Source organism: Evansella vedderi (assembly GCF_030813435.1).
Taxonomy (GTDB): domain Bacteria; phylum Bacillota; class Bacilli; order Bacillales; family Salisediminibacteriaceae; genus Evansella; species Evansella vedderi.
In genome coordinates this window covers 345,953-363,550 of the sequence record NZ_JAUSUG010000003.1, presented here as the reverse complement: position 1 = coordinate 363,550, position 17,598 = coordinate 345,953, and the positions used below count along the sequence as shown (strand labels likewise).

The 17,598-nt window shown below is 38.4% G+C and carries 18 protein-coding genes; 13 read left to right on the top strand and 5 right to left on the bottom strand.

What is annotated here, in order from left to right; all coding sequences use genetic code 11:
* Positions 1-81: 81 nt before the first annotated feature.
* From J2S74_RS06170 to J2S74_RS06150, 5 genes are all read left to right on the top strand, one after another.
* Positions 82-333, top strand: a complete 252-nt coding sequence (locus J2S74_RS06170; RefSeq protein ID WP_307323112.1) for a glutaredoxin family protein — start codon at positions 82-84, stop codon at positions 331-333.
* Positions 334-775: 442 nt separating this feature from the next.
* Positions 776-1,297, top strand: coding sequence for a hypothetical protein (locus tag J2S74_RS06165; RefSeq protein WP_307323110.1), 522 nt, complete (start codon positions 776-778; stop codon positions 1,295-1,297).
* Between the two features lie 154 nt (positions 1,298-1,451).
* Positions 1,452-2,171, top strand: coding sequence for a 2,3,4,5-tetrahydropyridine-2,6-dicarboxylate N-acetyltransferase (dapD, locus tag J2S74_RS06160; protein WP_307323108.1), 720 nt, complete (start codon positions 1,452-1,454; stop codon positions 2,169-2,171).
* Between the two features lie 6 nt (positions 2,172-2,177).
* Positions 2,178-3,314 carry an N-acetyldiaminopimelate deacetylase gene (locus J2S74_RS06155; RefSeq protein WP_307323107.1) on the top strand — a complete coding sequence of 379 codons (1,137 nt, stop codon included), beginning with the start codon at positions 2,178-2,180 and terminating at the stop codon, positions 3,312-3,314.
* A gap of 127 nt (positions 3,315-3,441) precedes the next feature.
* On the top strand, positions 3,442-3,687 hold the full coding sequence (locus tag J2S74_RS06150) for a YkuS family protein (RefSeq protein ID WP_307323104.1): 246 nt from the start codon (positions 3,442-3,444) through the stop codon (positions 3,685-3,687).
* A 127-nt stretch (positions 3,688-3,814) separates the two neighbouring features.
* On the opposite strand, the gene J2S74_RS06145 is transcribed toward J2S74_RS06150, so the two are convergent.
* On the bottom strand, positions 3,815-4,660 hold the full coding sequence (locus J2S74_RS06145; protein WP_307323102.1) for a mechanosensitive ion channel family protein: 846 nt from the start codon (positions 4,658-4,660) through the stop codon (positions 3,815-3,817).
* A 270-nt stretch (positions 4,661-4,930) separates the two neighbouring features.
* Here J2S74_RS06145 and J2S74_RS06140 point away from each other — a divergent pair, with 270 nt between their 5' ends.
* The gene (locus J2S74_RS06140; protein ID WP_307323100.1) at positions 4,931-5,482 is read left to right on the top strand and encodes a peroxiredoxin; all 552 of its coding nucleotides are present in this window, start codon (positions 4,931-4,933) and stop codon (positions 5,480-5,482) included.
* A 69-nt stretch (positions 5,483-5,551) separates the two neighbouring features.
* A complete protein-coding gene (locus tag J2S74_RS06135; RefSeq protein ID WP_307323099.1) occupies positions 5,552-5,998 on the top strand; it encodes a redoxin domain-containing protein in 447 nt (148 codons plus the stop codon).
* A 132-nt stretch (positions 5,999-6,130) separates the two neighbouring features.
* Here the strand turns inward: J2S74_RS06135 and rnjA are convergent, their stop codons facing one another.
* Both rnjA and J2S74_RS06125 read right to left on the bottom strand, forming a co-directional pair.
* Positions 6,131-7,795: a ribonuclease J1 gene (gene rnjA, locus J2S74_RS06130; protein ID WP_307323098.1), complete on the bottom strand. Its 1,665-nt coding sequence runs from the start codon at positions 7,793-7,795 to the stop codon at positions 6,131-6,133.
* Between the two features lies 1 nt (position 7,796).
* The gene (locus J2S74_RS06125; RefSeq protein ID WP_307323096.1) at positions 7,797-8,006 is read right to left on the bottom strand and encodes a DNA-dependent RNA polymerase subunit epsilon; all 210 of its coding nucleotides are present in this window, start codon (positions 8,004-8,006) and stop codon (positions 7,797-7,799) included.
* A gap of 897 nt (positions 8,007-8,903) precedes the next feature.
* Here J2S74_RS06125 and J2S74_RS06120 point away from each other — a divergent pair.
* A complete protein-coding gene (locus tag J2S74_RS06120) occupies positions 8,904-9,680 on the top strand; it encodes a Cof-type HAD-IIB family hydrolase (protein ID WP_307323095.1) in 777 nt (258 codons plus the stop codon).
* Positions 9,681-9,984: 304 nt separating this feature from the next.
* Here J2S74_RS06120 and def read toward each other — a convergent pair whose 3' ends face one another.
* Positions 9,985-10,566, bottom strand: coding sequence for a peptide deformylase (gene def / locus J2S74_RS06115; protein ID WP_307323093.1), 582 nt, complete (start codon positions 10,564-10,566; stop codon positions 9,985-9,987).
* A 148-nt stretch (positions 10,567-10,714) separates the two neighbouring features.
* A complete protein-coding gene (locus tag J2S74_RS06110) occupies positions 10,715-10,888 on the bottom strand; it encodes a sporulation protein YjcZ (RefSeq protein WP_307323091.1) in 174 nt (57 codons plus the stop codon).
* 196 nt (positions 10,889-11,084) lie between these two features.
* Between J2S74_RS06110 and J2S74_RS06105 the strand changes: the two genes are divergently transcribed.
* The 5 genes from J2S74_RS06105 (at position 11,085) to lpdA (ending at position 17,511) form a co-directional block, all read left to right on the top strand.
* Complete coding sequence (locus J2S74_RS06105; protein ID WP_307323090.1) at positions 11,085-11,756, top strand: YkyA family protein; 672 nt, start codon at positions 11,085-11,087, stop codon at positions 11,754-11,756.
* A gap of 862 nt (positions 11,757-12,618) precedes the next feature.
* Positions 12,619-13,707: a pyruvate dehydrogenase (acetyl-transferring) E1 component subunit alpha gene (gene pdhA / locus J2S74_RS06100; protein WP_307323088.1), complete on the top strand. Its 1,089-nt coding sequence runs from the start codon at positions 12,619-12,621 to the stop codon at positions 13,705-13,707.
* Between the two features lie 3 nt (positions 13,708-13,710).
* On the top strand, positions 13,711-14,688 hold the full coding sequence (locus J2S74_RS06095; protein WP_307323086.1) for an alpha-ketoacid dehydrogenase subunit beta: 978 nt from the start codon (positions 13,711-13,713) through the stop codon (positions 14,686-14,688).
* A gap of 95 nt (positions 14,689-14,783) precedes the next feature.
* Positions 14,784-16,097 (top strand): dihydrolipoamide acetyltransferase family protein, encoded by a 1,314-nt coding sequence (locus tag J2S74_RS06090; RefSeq protein ID WP_307323084.1) that lies wholly within the window; start codon positions 14,784-14,786, stop codon positions 16,095-16,097.
* A 4-nt stretch (positions 16,098-16,101) separates the two neighbouring features.
* Positions 16,102-17,511, top strand: coding sequence for a dihydrolipoyl dehydrogenase (gene lpdA / locus J2S74_RS06085; RefSeq protein WP_307323083.1), 1,410 nt, complete (start codon positions 16,102-16,104; stop codon positions 17,509-17,511).
* Positions 17,512-17,598: the final 87 nt, after the last annotated feature.

The window sequence follows — 17,598 nt, the reverse complement described above, 5'->3', positions numbered from 1 at the left end:
CATAAGACCCATCCCCATTTTTACCTAAAACAAGTTATAATAGAGTGGGGAGTTCTTATATGAGAGGGGAAGTGGGGATAATTGGATAATGAGATAATTGTGTACACAAGTTCCGGTTGTGCTTATTGTGAGAAGGTACTCCAAATATTAAGGGACAGTAAAGTAGATTTTCAGGAAAGGAACATTTCTACAAATGAAGCCTACTTTAAGGAATGGAAGAAAAAAGAGGTGCCGGGGACACCTGCAACATTTTATAAGGATGATGTCGTCTTAGGAGTGGAAAAGTTAAAATTGCTAGATATAGTTAATAAATATCAACAAATAAACAGTTGATACAAAAGAAAAAAACAGCGGACTTAAACGTCGCCGCTGTTTTTTGTGTGTTTGTCATGTAATTTTAAAAAAAATTGAAACTTTTTCCACTCTCAAACGTCTATATTATTATAGAGACTGTTCATAACTCCCGTGCCTTGTGCTCCAATCAACTAGCTTTTTGAACAATAGATAGTTTTTTTATTAATTGGTGGGATGGTCAGGTGTTACACCTGAAGGTAATTGTTTCTGAAGGGTAACAATTATCTCGCTTTTATCAGCTTCATCCCATGATGACTATAGTTTTAGCTCTATTTAAAAAAATATGTATGCTATGGAAATTTGTTTTTTTTGAAGTTAATAGAATAATTTACTTGCTATCCTACATAGGTTTAATAGAGAAACAAGGTTAGCAAATGGGAAATATGGGAATAGACATATTAATGAAAGGGAGGTTACAGAGATGAAAAAACAATGGATATTTATTTTTATAGTAATCATTTTATCTATTTCTACTTATTGGCCCTTATCATTTGCATCTGACACAGACTCCCAATCTAATGAAGATTCTACAGAAGATGGAGTTTTTTCTTACATTCATGATTTATTTATAACGGACGGTATCGATATCGGTAGCGAAAAGAGTGATTTAATAGAAGCTTTCGGTTTACCTGAGACAGAAGGGATGTATGAAGGGGGAGAGTTTTACGATTATGGTAATAGGACCTACTTCGTTAATCCTGACACAGAGAAAGTAAATGCCATTGCCCTGCCAGGAGATGCCCTAAACATGGATGAATGGGAAAAGGCAGAGGAAGCTTTATATAGTAGTATAAAACTCGAAGGTATGAATGAAATGGAAGGTCTTTGGATGGAAATATATGATTGGGAAAGTTACGACATTATGATTGAAAGGGAAGAAGAGGAAGCACCGCCCTTTTATATTTGGTTGACGGAAGACTCGTTATTTACAGAAAAAAGCTGAGCTGGGTAAATTGCTGCTCAGCTTTTTTTCTGTAGAATAGAAATCATCTCCCATCAAATGATAATAGTAACGACCTTTCCATTGCATTTTTTTTAGTGAATGTCTATGATAAGAATGATATGAAATTTAGTTCAATACTTAGGAGGAAATATCTATGAAAATGATGGATGCAAATGAAATTATCAGCTTTATTTCAAACAGTGAAAAGAAAACACCCGTGAAGGTACATATAAAAGGTCAGTTAGAAGGTATTGACTTTGGTGCGGAAACAAAATCCTTTATTACAGGTAACACCGGTGTTCTTTTCGGAGAGTGGAAGGATATCCAAGCAGCAATCGAAGCAAACGAAGCTAATATTGAAGACTACGTGGTAGAAAACGACCGTCGTAACTCTGCCATTCCTTTATTAGATATGAAAAACATCAAAGCTCGTATTGAGCCAGGTGCCATTATCCGTGACCAAGTGGAAATTGGTGATAACGCTGTAATCATGATGGGTGCTTCCATAAATATCGGATCTGTTATTGGTGAAGGTACAATGATTGACATGAACGTTGTTATGGGTGGACGAGCTACGGTTGGTAAGAACTGCCACATCGGTGCTGGTGCCGTCTTAGCAGGTGTGATCGAGCCACCTTCTGCAAAACCTGTAGTAATTGAAGATGGGGTAGTAGTTGGTGCTAACGCAGTAGTATTGGAAGGTGTAACGGTAGGAGCGGGAGCTGTAGTTGCTGCTGGTGCCATCGTAACGGAAGACGTACCTCCAAACACAGTGGTAGCTGGTACTCCAGCCCGTGTGATTAAGGAAATTGACGAGAAAACTAAAGGAAAAACGGAAATCAAGCAAGAGCTTCGTAAGTTAAACGAGGAATAAGAGGCGATGACTGTCTTGTATAATACGGACGATTTCATTAAAATTCGTCGGGATCTTCATTTGATTCCAGAACCTGGCTTTCAAGAGGTAAAGACCCAGGCTTATATATTGAATTATTTGAAGGGGTTATCAGCGGATTTTATGGAAGTAAAAACGTGGAAAACGGGGGTGCTCGTTCGCTTTCAAGGGACTGCTCCTGAAAAAACGATAGGGTACCGTACCGATATGGATGGACTACCAATGGTGGAAGAGACGGGATTAGCGTTTGCTTCACAGCATGAGGGAATGATGCATGCATGCGGTCATGACCTTCATATGAGCATTGCCTTAGGAGTCCTTACTTATTTTTCAACAAATCAGCCAAAGGACAATTTGTTGTTTGTGTTTCAGCCGGCAGAGGAAGGTCCTGGTGGAGCCCAACCAATGTTGGAATCAGAAGAATTCAGGGGGTGGATGCCTGATCGTATGATCGGGCTCCACATTGCTCCCGAATGGCCAGCTGGGACCATTGCAACAAAGCCAGGATTGCTGTTTGCTAATACAAGTGAACTGTTTATTAATTTGAAGGGCAAGAGTGGACATGCTGCCTTCCCACATCAGGCAAATGATATGGTGGTGGCTGCAAGTCACATGGTCACACAGCTTCATACGATCGTTTCTCGGAATGTTTCTCCGTTAGACTCTGCAGTAGTAACAGTGGGGAAAATTTCGGGAGGAACAAAGCAAAATATCATTGCTGAGAATGCGCGATTGGAAGGAACCATACGAACGTTGTCTATTGAGTCCATGAATGAAGTAAAGGCACGGATTGAAGGGATTACCCGTGGAATAGAAGAGAGCTTCAATTGCGAGACTTCGATTGATTATGGCGCTAATTATTGTCAGGTTTTTAATGATGAACAGCTGACAGAGGATTTTATCGCATTTGTTAATGGGTTAGACTATGTGGAGTTCCAGCGTTGCGATAAGGCCATGACAGGAGAAGATTTTGGTTATTTTCTTGAGTCAATCCCCGGGTTCATGTTTTGGCTAGGGGTAGGAAGCGAATATGGTTTGCACCACTCTAAACTGAATCCAAGTGAAGAGGCCATTGGCAAGGCTATTCATTTATTGATTGATTATTTGAAGAGAGAAGCACTGTAAGAGCAAGGGAGGAATGCTCCTCCCTTGCTCTTTTTTATGGTTTTTTACTATATTTTGCTAAAAATACGCATAGCCTTTCAATTATTGGCCATCTTATAACTGTAACAGATTAAAGGAGGTTCGAAAGATGGCTAAAATCGGTGTAGAACAGTCATTAACACAAGTACAAGAAGCACTACAACAAAGAGGATATGAAGTTGTTCAATTAAAACAAGAGCAAGATGCTGCTAACTGCGACTGCTGTGTTATTACAGGACAAGATCGCAACGTGATGGGCATTCAAGACGTGGTAACACAAGGGTCAGTAATTGATGCTCACGGAATGTCCGCAGAGGAAGTTTGCCAAGCAGTAGAGTCTCGTTTACAGCAATAGCATAAAGGTAGAAACTCCATACATTAAAAAGGGTGTCCTAGACGTTAAGTGTGGGGCACCTTTTTCAATGCTTCAATCCCCAGAAAAAAGGCCACGATAAAAGCCATCGTGACCAAAACAACAAGTTTTAGTTAGCTTTATTCTCCTTTTGTACATAAACCTGATGTGGAAATGGAATTTCAATCCCATTCGCATCAAGTGCTTCCTTCAGTGCTTTCCGTAATTTCCTTTCCACCGCCCATTGCTCCATGTTAGCGGTTTTCGCTACGATACGTAAAACAACATCACTGTCTCCCAAGCTCTGAACCCCAACCACGTTAGGTCCCTCTTTAATTGCTTCGTCTTCCGCTGCAAATTTATCACAAACTGACTGGAGTACAGCTACGGCTTCGTCGATATTTTCATCGTAAGCAATACTAATATCCACTAATGCTCGCATATTACCTCTAGAGTGGTTGCTTAATGTACCGATCTCCCGATTAGGTATATAGTGAAGGGTTCCGTCAAAGCCCCTTAGTTTTGTGGACTTTAGGCCGATTTCCTCTACTATCCCGTCGATACCTCCAATAGTTACATATTCATCTACCTCTAATTGTTTTTCTAACAAAATAAAGAAGCCTGTTACTACATCACTTACGAGACCCTGTGCCCCAAACCCAATGGCTAAGCCCACAATACCAGCACCGGCAATAAGAGCAGTAACATCGTACTCAAAGATGTCAACGATAAAGGTAATTAGAACAAAGATAAGTATGTAGGAAAAAATATTAAGGGTTAACTTTTCTAATGTTTTCGCACGGCCAGGAGACATACTTCTTTGTTTTCCTAACCTCGTGAAGTTATTAGATATAACTTTTCTTCCGATAGCTCGAACGATAAAAAACACGATTAATATTAAAACTAATTGAAGTGCGCTTGTAATCGTTTTTTCAAGAAAAGTAGTCCAATTAATTTCTTGAAACCATACATCCATTCGAACGAACTCCTTTCAAATTAGTATTTTCAGCACCTTTTAAAGTCTAACATATACAACCCTTTGAAAAAAATAATTGAACCTGAGCATATTATTTTTTTCGACGAACAAAGTCCTTTATAATGTGTACCATAGTTTAATTTCTGTCATAAACGGTCATAATATTATCGTTAAATTGTCAAACTTACTCACATATTAGTTGACTGTTTAGAATGTCTATTTTATAATAATGTTTGTAATTAAGGTAACATAAATCTAGGAGGGTTACATATGTCAGATAAGCGTATGGTAGGAAAACAAGCACCAAGATTTGAAATGGATGCTGTTATGCCTAATAAGGAATTTGGAAAAGTTAGTTTAGAAGAAAACATGAAGCAAGATAAGTGGACTGTTCTATTCTTCTACCCAATGGACTTTACGTTCGTATGTCCAACAGAAATCACTTCTTTAAGTGATCGCTATGATGAGTTTGAAGACTTAGATGCAGAAATCATTGGAGTATCTACGGATACTATTCATACACACAAAGCATGGATCAACACTAGCCGTGATGAGAACGGTCTAGGTGAGCTTAAGTACCCATTAGCTGCAGATACAAACCACGTAATTTCCCGTGAATACGGTGTTCTAATTGAGGACGAAGGTATTGCGCTTCGTGGTCTATTCATCATCAGCCCAGAGGGTGAATTAATGTACTCTGTTGTTAACCACAACAACATTGGTCGTGATGTAGACGAAACGTTACGTGTACTTCAAGCACTACAAACTGGTGGACTATGCCCAGCTAACTGGAAGCCAGGTCAAGAAACACTTAAAGTCTAATTAAAATGCTTAAAGGCCTAACATGATGTTAGGCTTTTATTTCATTAGGAAAAAACGAGGTGTATTAATATGAAGCTTAGATCTCCAATGCCCGAATTAGATGGGGCGACAGAATGGTTAAATGGACAAGTTACTCGTGAAGACTTAGTGGGAACGAAACCTTCCCTAATCCATTTTTGGTCCATTAGCTGTGGTCTTTGTAAAGAAGCTATGCCAAACGTAAATGAATTTCGAGATAAGTATAAGGATCAATTGAATGTTATTGCTGTACACATGCCACGTTCCGAAAAGGACTTGGACCTAGAGGAAATTAAAAAGGTTGCTGCTGAGCATGAGATAACCCAGCCGATCTTTGTGGACAGTGCACACAAGCTCACTGATGCATTTGAAAACCAATATGTTCCTAGCTACTACGTTTTTGATGAAGAGGGCCAATTGCGCCATTTCCAAGCTGGTGGCGGCGGTATGAAAATGCTCACGAAGCGCGTTAACCGCGTATTAGGAATAAAAGAATAGATAATGTATATTTGCCGACTCAACCAAAGCGTTAGAGTCGGTTTTTTCATGATTATGAAACAAACCTTTAACTAAATCAAAAAACCCCCATTTCTAATTGATCACATTAGAAATGGGGGATTTCATTCACCTTTATATTTCCATAATAATTGGTAAAATCATTGGTTTACGTTTTGTTTTTTCGTATAAGAATGGTCCGAGCATATCGGTAATCTCGTTTTTAATTTCAGACCATTGTGTGGTCTTTCGTTCCATTAATCCATTTAAGTGATCTGCTAATTTTGCCTGAGCTTCATTTATAAGATCACCTGATTCGCGCATATACACAAATCCTCGGGAAATGATATCTGGTCCAGCTGATACTTTAAATTCCTTCATATTTAAGCTTACTACAACGACAACGAGGCCTTCCTCAGATAAAATTCTTCTGTCACGAAGTACGATGTTTCCTATGTCTCCAATTCCATTCCCATCTACATAGACGGAGCCTGATGGAATTTTTCCTGCAAGTCCCCCTTCGTTTTTATCTAAAGCAAGGACATCACCATTGTCCATCAGGAAGCAATTTTCTTCACTTATACCACAATCTTGAGCCAATTTCGCGTGCATCTTCTGCATTCGAAACTCACCATGAATAGGCATAAAATACTTTGGTTTCATTAATCGAATCATAAGCTTTTGTTCTTCTTGTCCACCATGACCTGATGTATGGATATCGTTTAAAGAACCGTGGATAACCTCAGCACCAGCACGATACAATTGGTTAATAATTTTACTTACACTTAAAGTATTTCCTGGAATTGGTGAAGAGGAGAAAACAACCGTATCTCCAGGAATGATTTGAATTTGACGGTGAGTACCGTGAGCGATCCTTGATAAGGCTGCCATCGGTTCCCCTTGGCTTCCCGTACAGAGAATAGCCACTTGATCTGCTGGAACTTTATTAAGCTGGGAAGGGTCAATAAAGGTGCTCTTAGGTGCCTTTATATAGCCTAATTCCAAACCGATATTAATAGCAGATTCCATGCTGCGGCCGAATACAACTATTTTCCTGCGATATTTAACGGCAGATTCCACTGCTTGTTGTAATCGATAAATGTTAGAAGCAAAGGTAGCAAATATAATACGTCCTTCCACAGAACGGAATATTTGATCGATGCTTTCTCCAACTTTTCTCTCCGACATAGTAAATCCAGGTACTTCACTGTTTGTACTATCCGATAAAAGGCACAAAACACCTTCTTCACCGATTTTTGCCATTTTTGTTAAGTTTGCCGGGTCACCTACTGGGGTAAAATCAAACTTGAAATCACCAGTATGAACAATGTTTCCTGCTGGAGTTTTTACAACTACTCCAAAGGCATCGGGGATACTGTGAGTTGTTTTGTAAAAAGAGACGGAAGTCTTCTGAAACTTTACTACGTCATCTTCTTGAATATCTCTAAGCTCCGCTCCCCGCAGTAAACCGTGTTCCTCTAATTTATTACGAATAAGTGCCAGTGCTAATTTTCCGCCGTATATTGGGATTTTAAGCTCTCTTAGTAAATACGGGACACCACCGATATGATCCTCGTGACCGTGGGTAATGAATAGTCCTTTAATTTTATCTTGATTTTTAACTAAATACGTATAGTCAGGAATTACGTAATCGATACCTAAGAGCTCGTCTTCTGGGAATTTAATACCTGCATCGATTATGATTATTTCGTCCTGAAATTGGACGCAGTACATGTTTTTTCCGATCTCGCCTAAACCACCTAGGGCAAAGACGGCAACTTGATGATTTTTTGCTTTCATATTACACAGTCTCCAATTTGAAATTTTCGTTTTGTTGTTCGTAAGCTAGGGCTTCTCCTTCAAGAACAGTAATAAATTCAATATTGTATTTACGGTTAGCGAGCTTTTTTCGTACATCCTCTTCTGATTCCGCTTTTAAATAGATAGATTCTGTTTTTTCTCTTACGGGAACTTCAGTAAAGCTTGGTTGATAAAATACCTTATAAATCATGTTAATCCTCTCCTTATAAATATTTTTATATTTTGTAATTACGTAGGATTTCTCTAAATTTTATATGATTATTTTGGGTCTATCCTATGTATGTTATCCCCTGGATTTATATTTGTAAAAGCAACTGTTACCACTGGATGAGGAAAAAAGAACAAGGGAAAAATAACTGTCCCTTCTGACAGTGTTTGGAAACGGTATATTCATTTTAAACGAGTATTGTATTTTTCTCCTTTCTAAAGATTTTCCGACCGACCCATTCTCTTTTATAATAGTGCATTCAGCATGAACATTCCAATGAAAGCTGTTTTACAAAAAATATATGATAATGATGAATCCTTCTTCCCCTTTAAGAAAGAAGGATTGAACACTATTATGCATATAAATTTTTTGGAAGTAAATCTCTGCAACGTTTCAATATTCGTTCTCTCCACCTTTTCAACATTTTAAACCCTCCTTCACTTCAATTCAAGATAAACGGCTTCTTTTTTAGTTATTATTTTCTGTTACCAATAAAATGTTGTGAGGAAAAGCTTGGTAAAACTTTGACAAATAAACGTTCCTTATGTAGATTAGAGAAGAATAAAAATTAAAGAAATAATTGAATAAAGTTATTTTCTTTTTGGTTACAAGACATGTTTTCGAAACATATGTTGCTTTTTTGAGAAGCTTGGAGAAGCGGAGGGCGGCGACTCCAGCGACAAGCGCTTACTTCACGAGTAAGCTGTGAGTTGTCTCGACGCAAGTATCTAAAGAGCAAGGCTGGTAGAGGAAGAGACAGGAACCAGTGCGGGCTGTCTCTTCCTCTTCTAGCTTAGCTTCGTAGTGTATCCGTCGAGCAAACAATTTATAAGAAAACAGCCATTAATAAAAAAAATTTTGAAAAGGCAGAGATGGACATTGGATAATAAAGTAGTTTTTTTGGATATTGACGGAACGATTTTGAATGAAGATAAGCAAATTCCCGATTCCACTAAAGAATCGGTCAAACTTTTACAAGAACAAAATATAAATGTAGCTATTGCTACTGGAAGAACCCCTCAGCACTTTCAGGATATTATGGCGGAGTTGAATATAAATTCTTACGTTAGTTTTAATGGATCATACGTTGTTTATAATGGGGAAGTTATTTATAAGCGTCCATTAAACAGGGAGCATTTAATTACTTTGGAAAAAGAGGCTGTTAAAAGGGAGCACCCGATGGTTTTTCTTACGGAAAAAGAATTGTTCGCAAACAAACCAGATGACGATGCTATCCATGAAAGTATGGCATCATTAAAACTAACTCACCCACCGTTCCACGCAACTTTTCATCATGAAAATGATATTTATCAAGCTCTTTTATTCGTTGAAGAAACTGAGTCTGCATGGTACGAACAACATATTAAGCAGTTTGATTTTGTTAGATGGCATGAGAAATCAATGGACGTGCTGCCGCCTGGAGGATCAAAAGCAGAGGGAATTAAAGCAATGTTAGAAAAGTTAAACATCCCCCCTAAGAATGCCATAGCTTTTGGTGATGGATTAAATGATCTTGAAATGCTTGAATTCGTTGGCTGTGGTGTGGCAATGGGAAATGCCGTTCCTGAGGCAAAAGAAGTAGCAGATATGATTACAGAACATGTGAATCATGATGGGATTTATAAAGGATTACAACATATTGGTTTACTAAAATAAAGACTCGAAATAAAGAAGTTGATTGAAGCGTAAGGCACGAGAACTGTCTCTTCCTCTGTAAGCATTGCTCTGGAGCATTATGCGTCGAGACAAATCGATGATTATTCGATGAAGTAACGCTCTTTTCTGCGGGAAAAGCAACGGCTGAAGACACCGCGGGGGCGGGTTTCCCGAGGAGGCTGAAGCGTTGCCCGCGGAAAGTGAGTGCCTGAAGCTTTAATCAACTTCCAAATTTAACACAGCTAAAAATAGTTCTCTATCGTGGTGTCTCTAAGGATATGGAAATTTGATTCACCCCCTTACATTATGCAAGAGGCTCTTCAAACTCCGAAGGCTTGATAATTTCATTAGAAGGTAAAGGCTTTTTGTTAGGATCATTTTCAGCAATTCGATCATAAAACATTATTCCGTTCAAATGATCAATCTCATGTTGGAAAACAATTGCAGGAAGTCCTTTTAGTTTAAGCTTAACTTTTTTCCCTTCTAATGTGGTTCCTTCCACTTTTAAACGGGCATATCTGCGAACGATTCCAGGAACTTCACGATCAACAGAGAGGCACCCTTCCCCGTTTTCAAGGTAAGTTGTTTCAACGGAATGACTGACAATCTTTGGATTAAATAGTCCAACTTCAATTAACTCTTCATTGTGATCTTCTACCCTTACTGCAATCATTCTTTTACTAACATTTATTTGTGGAGCAGCAATCCCTACACCTGGTCGGAGTCCATATTTTTCAGCCATTTCAGGGTCTTGGCTATGTATAAGAAACTCCAGCATTTCTTTTAATGTATTATAATCCTCCTTTGAAGGCGGAAGATTTACTTCCTCAGCTACTTTACGAAGTGTAGGATGACCTTCTCTAATTACATCTACCATCGTCAACATCTCTTATTTCCCCTTTCTATATGAAAAAAGCACTATCTACAAAAAAAAAATTCAATAATCATTCATAATATTTTTTTCAACAGTCATATCATATATTATAATAGACAAAAAGAGAAGAAACGAGGGCAAAATTCTCCCCTCGTTCGACTTAACGCACAAAACGTGTAGCACCAAATCCTAGTATAACAATTAGAATTAGGAGAACAACGATCAAGGCAAAGGCTATACCCGCTCCAGAAAACCCATGGGCTGGTGGACCGTAACTATAAGCTGGTACTGCAGGGTAATAACAAGGGTTACAATAACCACCACGTCCGTACATTGCTATGCCTCCTTTTCTACGATGTACTAATATCGTATGCATTTACACTAAGTTGGAATGGATGAATACCTAAAAATGAGAAACCCTATTAGGTGTTTAATTGGAATTTTTTATTTTTAAAATTGCTTGTAAAAAGATCAAAATTAAGATAGCTTTTATGTTAGGTGTATTTTTTATTGTTTTAGGGGGGAAAACATTGAATAAATTAAAAATTAGTACCATCACGCTTGTAATGTTTTTATTAATGGTAATATTGGCTGCCTGTAGTGAAGAGCAACCACCAAATCCAGCAGAGTTCATGTACGAGCACTTTGAAGAAGCAGTAGTTATTGAGAGAGCGGTAGAAGAAATACAGGTACCTCTTACAGAGGCGGAAAATAATGAGTTTGAATGGTATGAAGAAATGTTAGCACTCTCAGATTTAGAGGAAATTGAAGCCCTTGCAGCTCAAGCCATTGAATCTGCAGAAGAGAGAAGAGCATTGATGGACGAAGAGAAAGAAATAATTGACAATGCTTTCCAAGAATTCCAACAAGCAATTGACTTTATTGAAGACTTTCAAGATGAAGTAGTTAAGGAACAAGCTGAGGATATTGTTAGAATGATGGAGGAACGTCACCAAACATATCAGGATTTATATAATAAATACATGGAAACAATCGATATGGATATTGAGTTGTATACCCTCATTTATCAAGAGGAGTTAACAATTGAAGAGCTTCAAGAAAAACACGATTTGGTGAACGAAGCTTATCAACAAATTAATGAGCTAAATAATCAATTTAATGAGATAACCGCTGAATTTAATAATGCTAAGCGAGAATTTTATGAAAATGCAGGATTAGAGGTTGTATTTGAAGGAGCTTAAGTATACTACGGGAAACCGTAGTATTTTTTTTGGTTTTAAAAATCATGGATACTAGTGTAATGTATATGTTTTTGAGAGTAGACCTTCGTGCAAATGAAAATTTTAGTCTGCTTGACAGTCGTCCACGGAAAGGGAGTGGGCTGCAGCGAATACCAACACAGTATTTGTATTTTCTGGTAGACCTCCATGGAATTAAAAATTGCACTATGGTGTATGATATGTCTCAATCTTCGATGGTATTGTCTTCAGAAAGTGTTCATGGGGACAAGATTAAGGAATAATCGATGGATATGTCCTCAGAAAGTGTTCTTGGGGACAAGATTATGAAATACTCACTCGTTATGGTCCTCAGAAAGTCGTTCTTAAGGGCAAGAATAAAAATTTTTCGACCGTTATTTCTTCAGAAACGAACGGAGGATAAGATTATAACTGTCTCATGAATTATGTCCTAGTAAATCTATTTAGTTTATCCCACTTAAAAACAATCCATTTATATAACAGTTCATTTTATTGTATATAACAGTTATGTAAATTAAATAAAACACATAAACAACTTGTGAAGAATAAAAAACTATAAAATCAAGTTTTTTTCGTTGACGATTAGTAAATGTTTCATGTAAACTAACAAACGTAATCAATTATGTATTAGTTTATTTTTTGAAATTAATAAAACAGATGTATTTTAAAACAAATGATTAAGAAAAACTGCGAATGGGGATATCTGGTGAAAAACTGAATTTTAGCACCTCTTTCACATTGTTTTAGTCTATATGGGTTATCCTAAACAATGGCGAAGAGGATGTGGAGCAGTTATAAATAAATTTTTCCCAACGCGAATAGAAAGGAAGAGGTGAATTGATTCATGGAAAAAACAAAAGAGTTACAGAAAATTGAAAGTCAATTCGAGACATTTCAAATCCTAAACGAGGATGGAGAAGTTGTCAATAAAAAGGCAATGCCAAAGCTGTCCGACGAGCAATTAAAGGAACTTATGAAACGGATGGTTTACACACGTATTTGGGATCAACGTGCTATTTCTTTAAACAGGCAAGGTCGTTTAGGCTTCTATGCACCTGTAGCAGGTCAAGAGGCTTCTATGATTGGTACTCAATTTGCATTAGAAAAGCAAGACTGGATTTTACCAGGTTATCGTGATATTCCTCAAATTGTTTTCCACGGTGTTCCTCTCGAGCAAGCATTTTTATGGTCAAGAGGTCATTTAGCAGGAGGGCAAATGCCTGAGGGTGTAAATGTAATGATGCCTCAAATCATTATCGGTGCCCAAATTACCCAAACTGCTGGTGTAGCTATGGGTCTTAAGCGTAAAAATAAAGATGCTGTTGCCATTACATACACTGGTGACGGTGGAGCGTCCCAAGGTGATTTTTATGAAGGAATGAACTTTGCTGGTGCTTATAACGTACCTGCCATTTTTGTTGTACAAAATAACCGTTTCGCTATTTCTGTTCCTGTTGAGAAGCAATCTGCAGCAAAAACTATCGCTCAAAAAGCAGTAGCAGCAGGTATCCACGGTGTGCAAGTAGATGGAATGGATATTCTAGCCGTTCTTGCAATGACGGAAGAAGCACGTAAGCGTGCATTAGAAGGAAATGGTCCAACGTTAATTGAGACACTTACTTACCGTTACGGTCCACATACAATGGCTGGTGATGATCCAACTAGATATCGTACTTCTGATCTTGACGATGAGTGGGAAAAGAAAGATCCACTAGTTCGTTTCCGTAAATTCTTAGAGGGTAAAAACCTTTGGTCTGAAGAAGAGGAAAATGAAGTAGTTGAACAGGCGAAGGAAGATATTAAAGAAGCAATCAAAAAAGCAGACGCAGCTCCTAAACAAAAAGTAACGGATCTTATCGATTTAATGTTCGAAGATCAACCTCACAACTTAGTGGAGCAAATGGAAGATTATAAGGCAAAGGAGTCGAAGTAAGCTATGGCGCAAATGACAATGATTCAAGCGATAACGGACGCGTTACGAGTCGAATTAAAGAACAATGAAGATGTGCTTGTATTCGGTGAGGATGTTGGACAAAACGGAGGGGTATTCCGTGCTACGGAAGGACTTCAAAAAGAATTTGGTGAGGAGAGAGTATTTGACACTCCTCTGGCAGAATCTGGAATTGGTGGTTTAGCAGTAGGTTTAGGTGTAACAGGTTTCCGTCCGGTTATGGAAATCCAATTCTTTGGGTTCGTATTTGAAGTATTCGACGCTATTGCTGCTCAAATGGCACGTATGCGCTACCGTTCTGGCGGTGTATACTCGTCTCCAGTTACTATTCGTTCTCCATTTGGTGGAGGGGTTAAGACACCTGAGCTTCATGCTGACAGCTTAGAAGGCTTAATGGCTCAGACTCCAGGTGTAAAGGTAGTTATTCCTTCTACACCATACGATGCTAAAGGTTTACTAATTTCAGCGATTCGTGATAACGATCCAGTTGTATATTTAGAGCACATGAAGCTTTATCGTTCTTTCCGAGGTGAAGTTCCTGAAGGGGAATATACAATTCCATTAGGAAAAGCAGATATTAAACGGGAAGGTAAAGATATTTCCATTATTACTTACGGAGCAATGGTTCATTCCTCTTTAAAAGCTGCAGAAGAGCTTGCAAAAGAAGGGATTGAGGCAGAGGTAATTGACTTAATGACAATCAGTCCTTTAGATATGGAAACTATTATTGCTTCTGTTGAAAAAACAAATCGTGCTATCGTAGTTCAAGAGGCTCAAAAACAAGCAGGAATTGCAGCGAATGTTGTAGCAGAAATTAACGATCGTGCTATCCTTAGCCTAGAAGCACCAGTTCTACGTGTTACATCACCAGATACTGTTTATCCATTTGCATCAGCGGAGGATGTATGGCTTCCAAGTTACAAAGATATCGTAGAAAAAGCAAAGCAAGTAATCGAATTTTAATACTTAGATAATAGATAATAGATAAGACTGAAAGGGACTAGACTCTTTCAGTCCTCCTTGCATGATTACATTGAAATGAAACGGAGGCGTTTATTTTGGCATATGAATTTAAAATGCCTGATATTGGAGAAGGTATCCACGAGGGTGAAATAGTAAAGTGGGAAGTTAAAGAAGGACAAGAAGTAAAAGAAGACGATGTCCTTTGTGAGGTTGCCAACGATAAGGCAGTTGTAGAAATCCCTTCACCTGTTGACGGAAAAGTTGAAAAGATCCACGTAGAAGAAGGCGTTGTTACTACAGTTGGTACAGTCATCATTACTTTTGAAACTGATGCAGTACAACCACCATCTGCACACGGTGATCATGAGGAAGAGGCTCCAGCTGAAGAGAAGCCACAAGCTGTAGATCAAGCCAAAGCAGAAGATGCAACAGAACCTGCTGCACAAGCAGATGTGGAAGTAGATGAGAATCGCCGTGTTATCGCTATGCCTTCTGTTCGTAAATATGCCCGTGAAAAGGGTGTTACGATTGCTAAAGTAAATGGTAGTGGGAAAAATGGTCGTATCGTTAAAGAAGATATTGATCGCTTCTTATCTGGAGGAGCACAAGCTGCAGCCGAAGCACCTGCAGCAGAAACCCCATCTGCAGAGGCAGCTGCACCTGCAGCAGAAAAGAAGCCTGTGGCTCCATATAAACCTGCAAATGCAGAATTAGAAACTCGTGAAAAAATGTCTAGTATCCGTAAAGCTATTTCACGTGCAATGGTTAATTCTAAACATACGGCACCACATGTTACATTGATGGATGAAATTGATGTTACAGATTTAGTAGCGCACCGTAAGAAGTTCAAACCAATTGCACAAGAAAAAGGAGTTAAACTTACTTATTTACCGTATGTAGTAAAAGCATTAACTTCCGCTTTACGTGAGTTCCCAATGTTAAATACATCGTTAGATGATTCAACAGATGAAATCGTTCATAAACATTACTACAATATTGGTATAGCAGCAGATACAGAAAAAGGTTTACTTGTACCTGTTGTTAAAGATACAGATCGTAAATCTATTTTCACCATTTCTAATGACATAAATGAACTTGCAACGAAAGCTCGCGAAGGATCTTTAGCAGCAGATGAAATGAAAGGTGCTTCTTGCACCATTACAAATATTGGTTCTGCTGGTGGACAGTGGTTCACACCAGTTATTAACCACCCTGAGGTTGCAATCCTTGGTCTAGGACGTATTCAAGAAAAACCAATTGTACGTGACGGGGAAGTTGTTGTGGCACCAGTTCTTGCTTTGTCATTAAGCTTTGACCACCGTGTTATTGATGGTGCGACGGGACAACATGCATTAAATCATATTAAGCGATTATTAAATGACCCACAATTAATTGTAATGGAGGGCTAATAAAATGGTAGTAGGAGATTTTCCGGTAGAGGTAGATACGCTTGTCATTGGATCAGGTCCAGGGGGATATGTTGCAGCTATTCGTGCAGCACAGCTTGGACAGAAAGTAACAATTGTAGAACGGGAAAATTTAGGTGGAGTTTGTCTTAATGTGGGATGTATCCCATCTAAAGCTTTAATTGAAGCAGGTCACCGCTATCACAAAGCTAACCACTCTGAAGATATGGGAATTACTGTTGACAATGTAAAACTTGATTTTTCTAAAGTACAAAAATGGAAGGCATCTGTCGTTGAAAAGTTAACTGGCGGAGTTGAAGGACTTCTAAAAGGAAATAAAGTTGAAATTGTCAAAGGTGAAGCTTATTTTGTTGACGATACAACTGTTCGTATTATGGATGAGAAATCATCTCAAACATATAAATTTAACAATTGTATTGTTGCAACAGGCTCCCGTCCAATTGAATTACCTAAATTCAAATTCAGTGAGCGCGTTGTCTCTTCCACAGGTGCATTAGCATTGAAGGAAGTTCCTAAAAAGCTAATCGTTATCGGTGGGGGTTATATTGGTGTTGAGTTAGGTTCTGCTTATGCTGACTTAGGTTCTGAAGTTACAATCCTTGAGGGAACTAAGCAAATTCTCCCGGGGTTTGAAAAACAAATGAGTCAGTTGGTCTCTAAGCGTCTGAAGAAAAATGGAGTAACCATAAAAACAGAAGCATTTGCACAAGAGATGGAAGAAACGGAAAATGGTGTAAAGGTAAAAGCAGAGATCAAAGGAAATGTTGAAGAGTTCGAAGGGGACATCCTTTTAGTTACTGTTGGACGTAAACCTAATACAGAAGATTTAGGATTAGAACAAGCAGGTGTTGAGCTTGACGAAAAAGGTATTGTAAAGGTTGATAAGCAATGCCGAACATCTGTGAAAAACATTTACGCTATTGGTGACATTGCTCCTGGACCTCAATTAGCTCATAAAGCTTCCTATGAAGCAAAAGTAGCTGCAGAAGCAATTTCTGGGCATCCATCTGAAATTGACTATACTGCTATCCCTGCAGTAGTATTCTCTGGACCTGAATTAGCAACAGTTGGCTTAACAGAGAAAGAAGCAAAGGATGAAGGTTACGATGTAGTAGTTGCTAAATTCCCATTTGCGGCAAATGGTCGTGCGTTGTCTCTAAATGAAACAGACGGTTTCATGAAGATGGTTACACGTAAAGAAGACGGCCTAGTACTAGGAGTTCAAATCGCGGGTGCTAATGCTTCTGATATGATTTCCGAAGCATGCGTTGCAATTGAAGCAGGAATGACCGCAGAAGACCTAGCTCTTACCATCCACGCTCATCCATCTTTAGGTGAAATTACGATGGAAACTGCAGAAGTTGCATTAGGAATGCCAATTCATATTGTAAAATAAATAAAATCGAACCGCCCTTCAAATGGGGCGGTTTTTTCGTATAAGAGAGGTAGGAGGCCACAATTAAAATGGAAAGATAAGACAAAA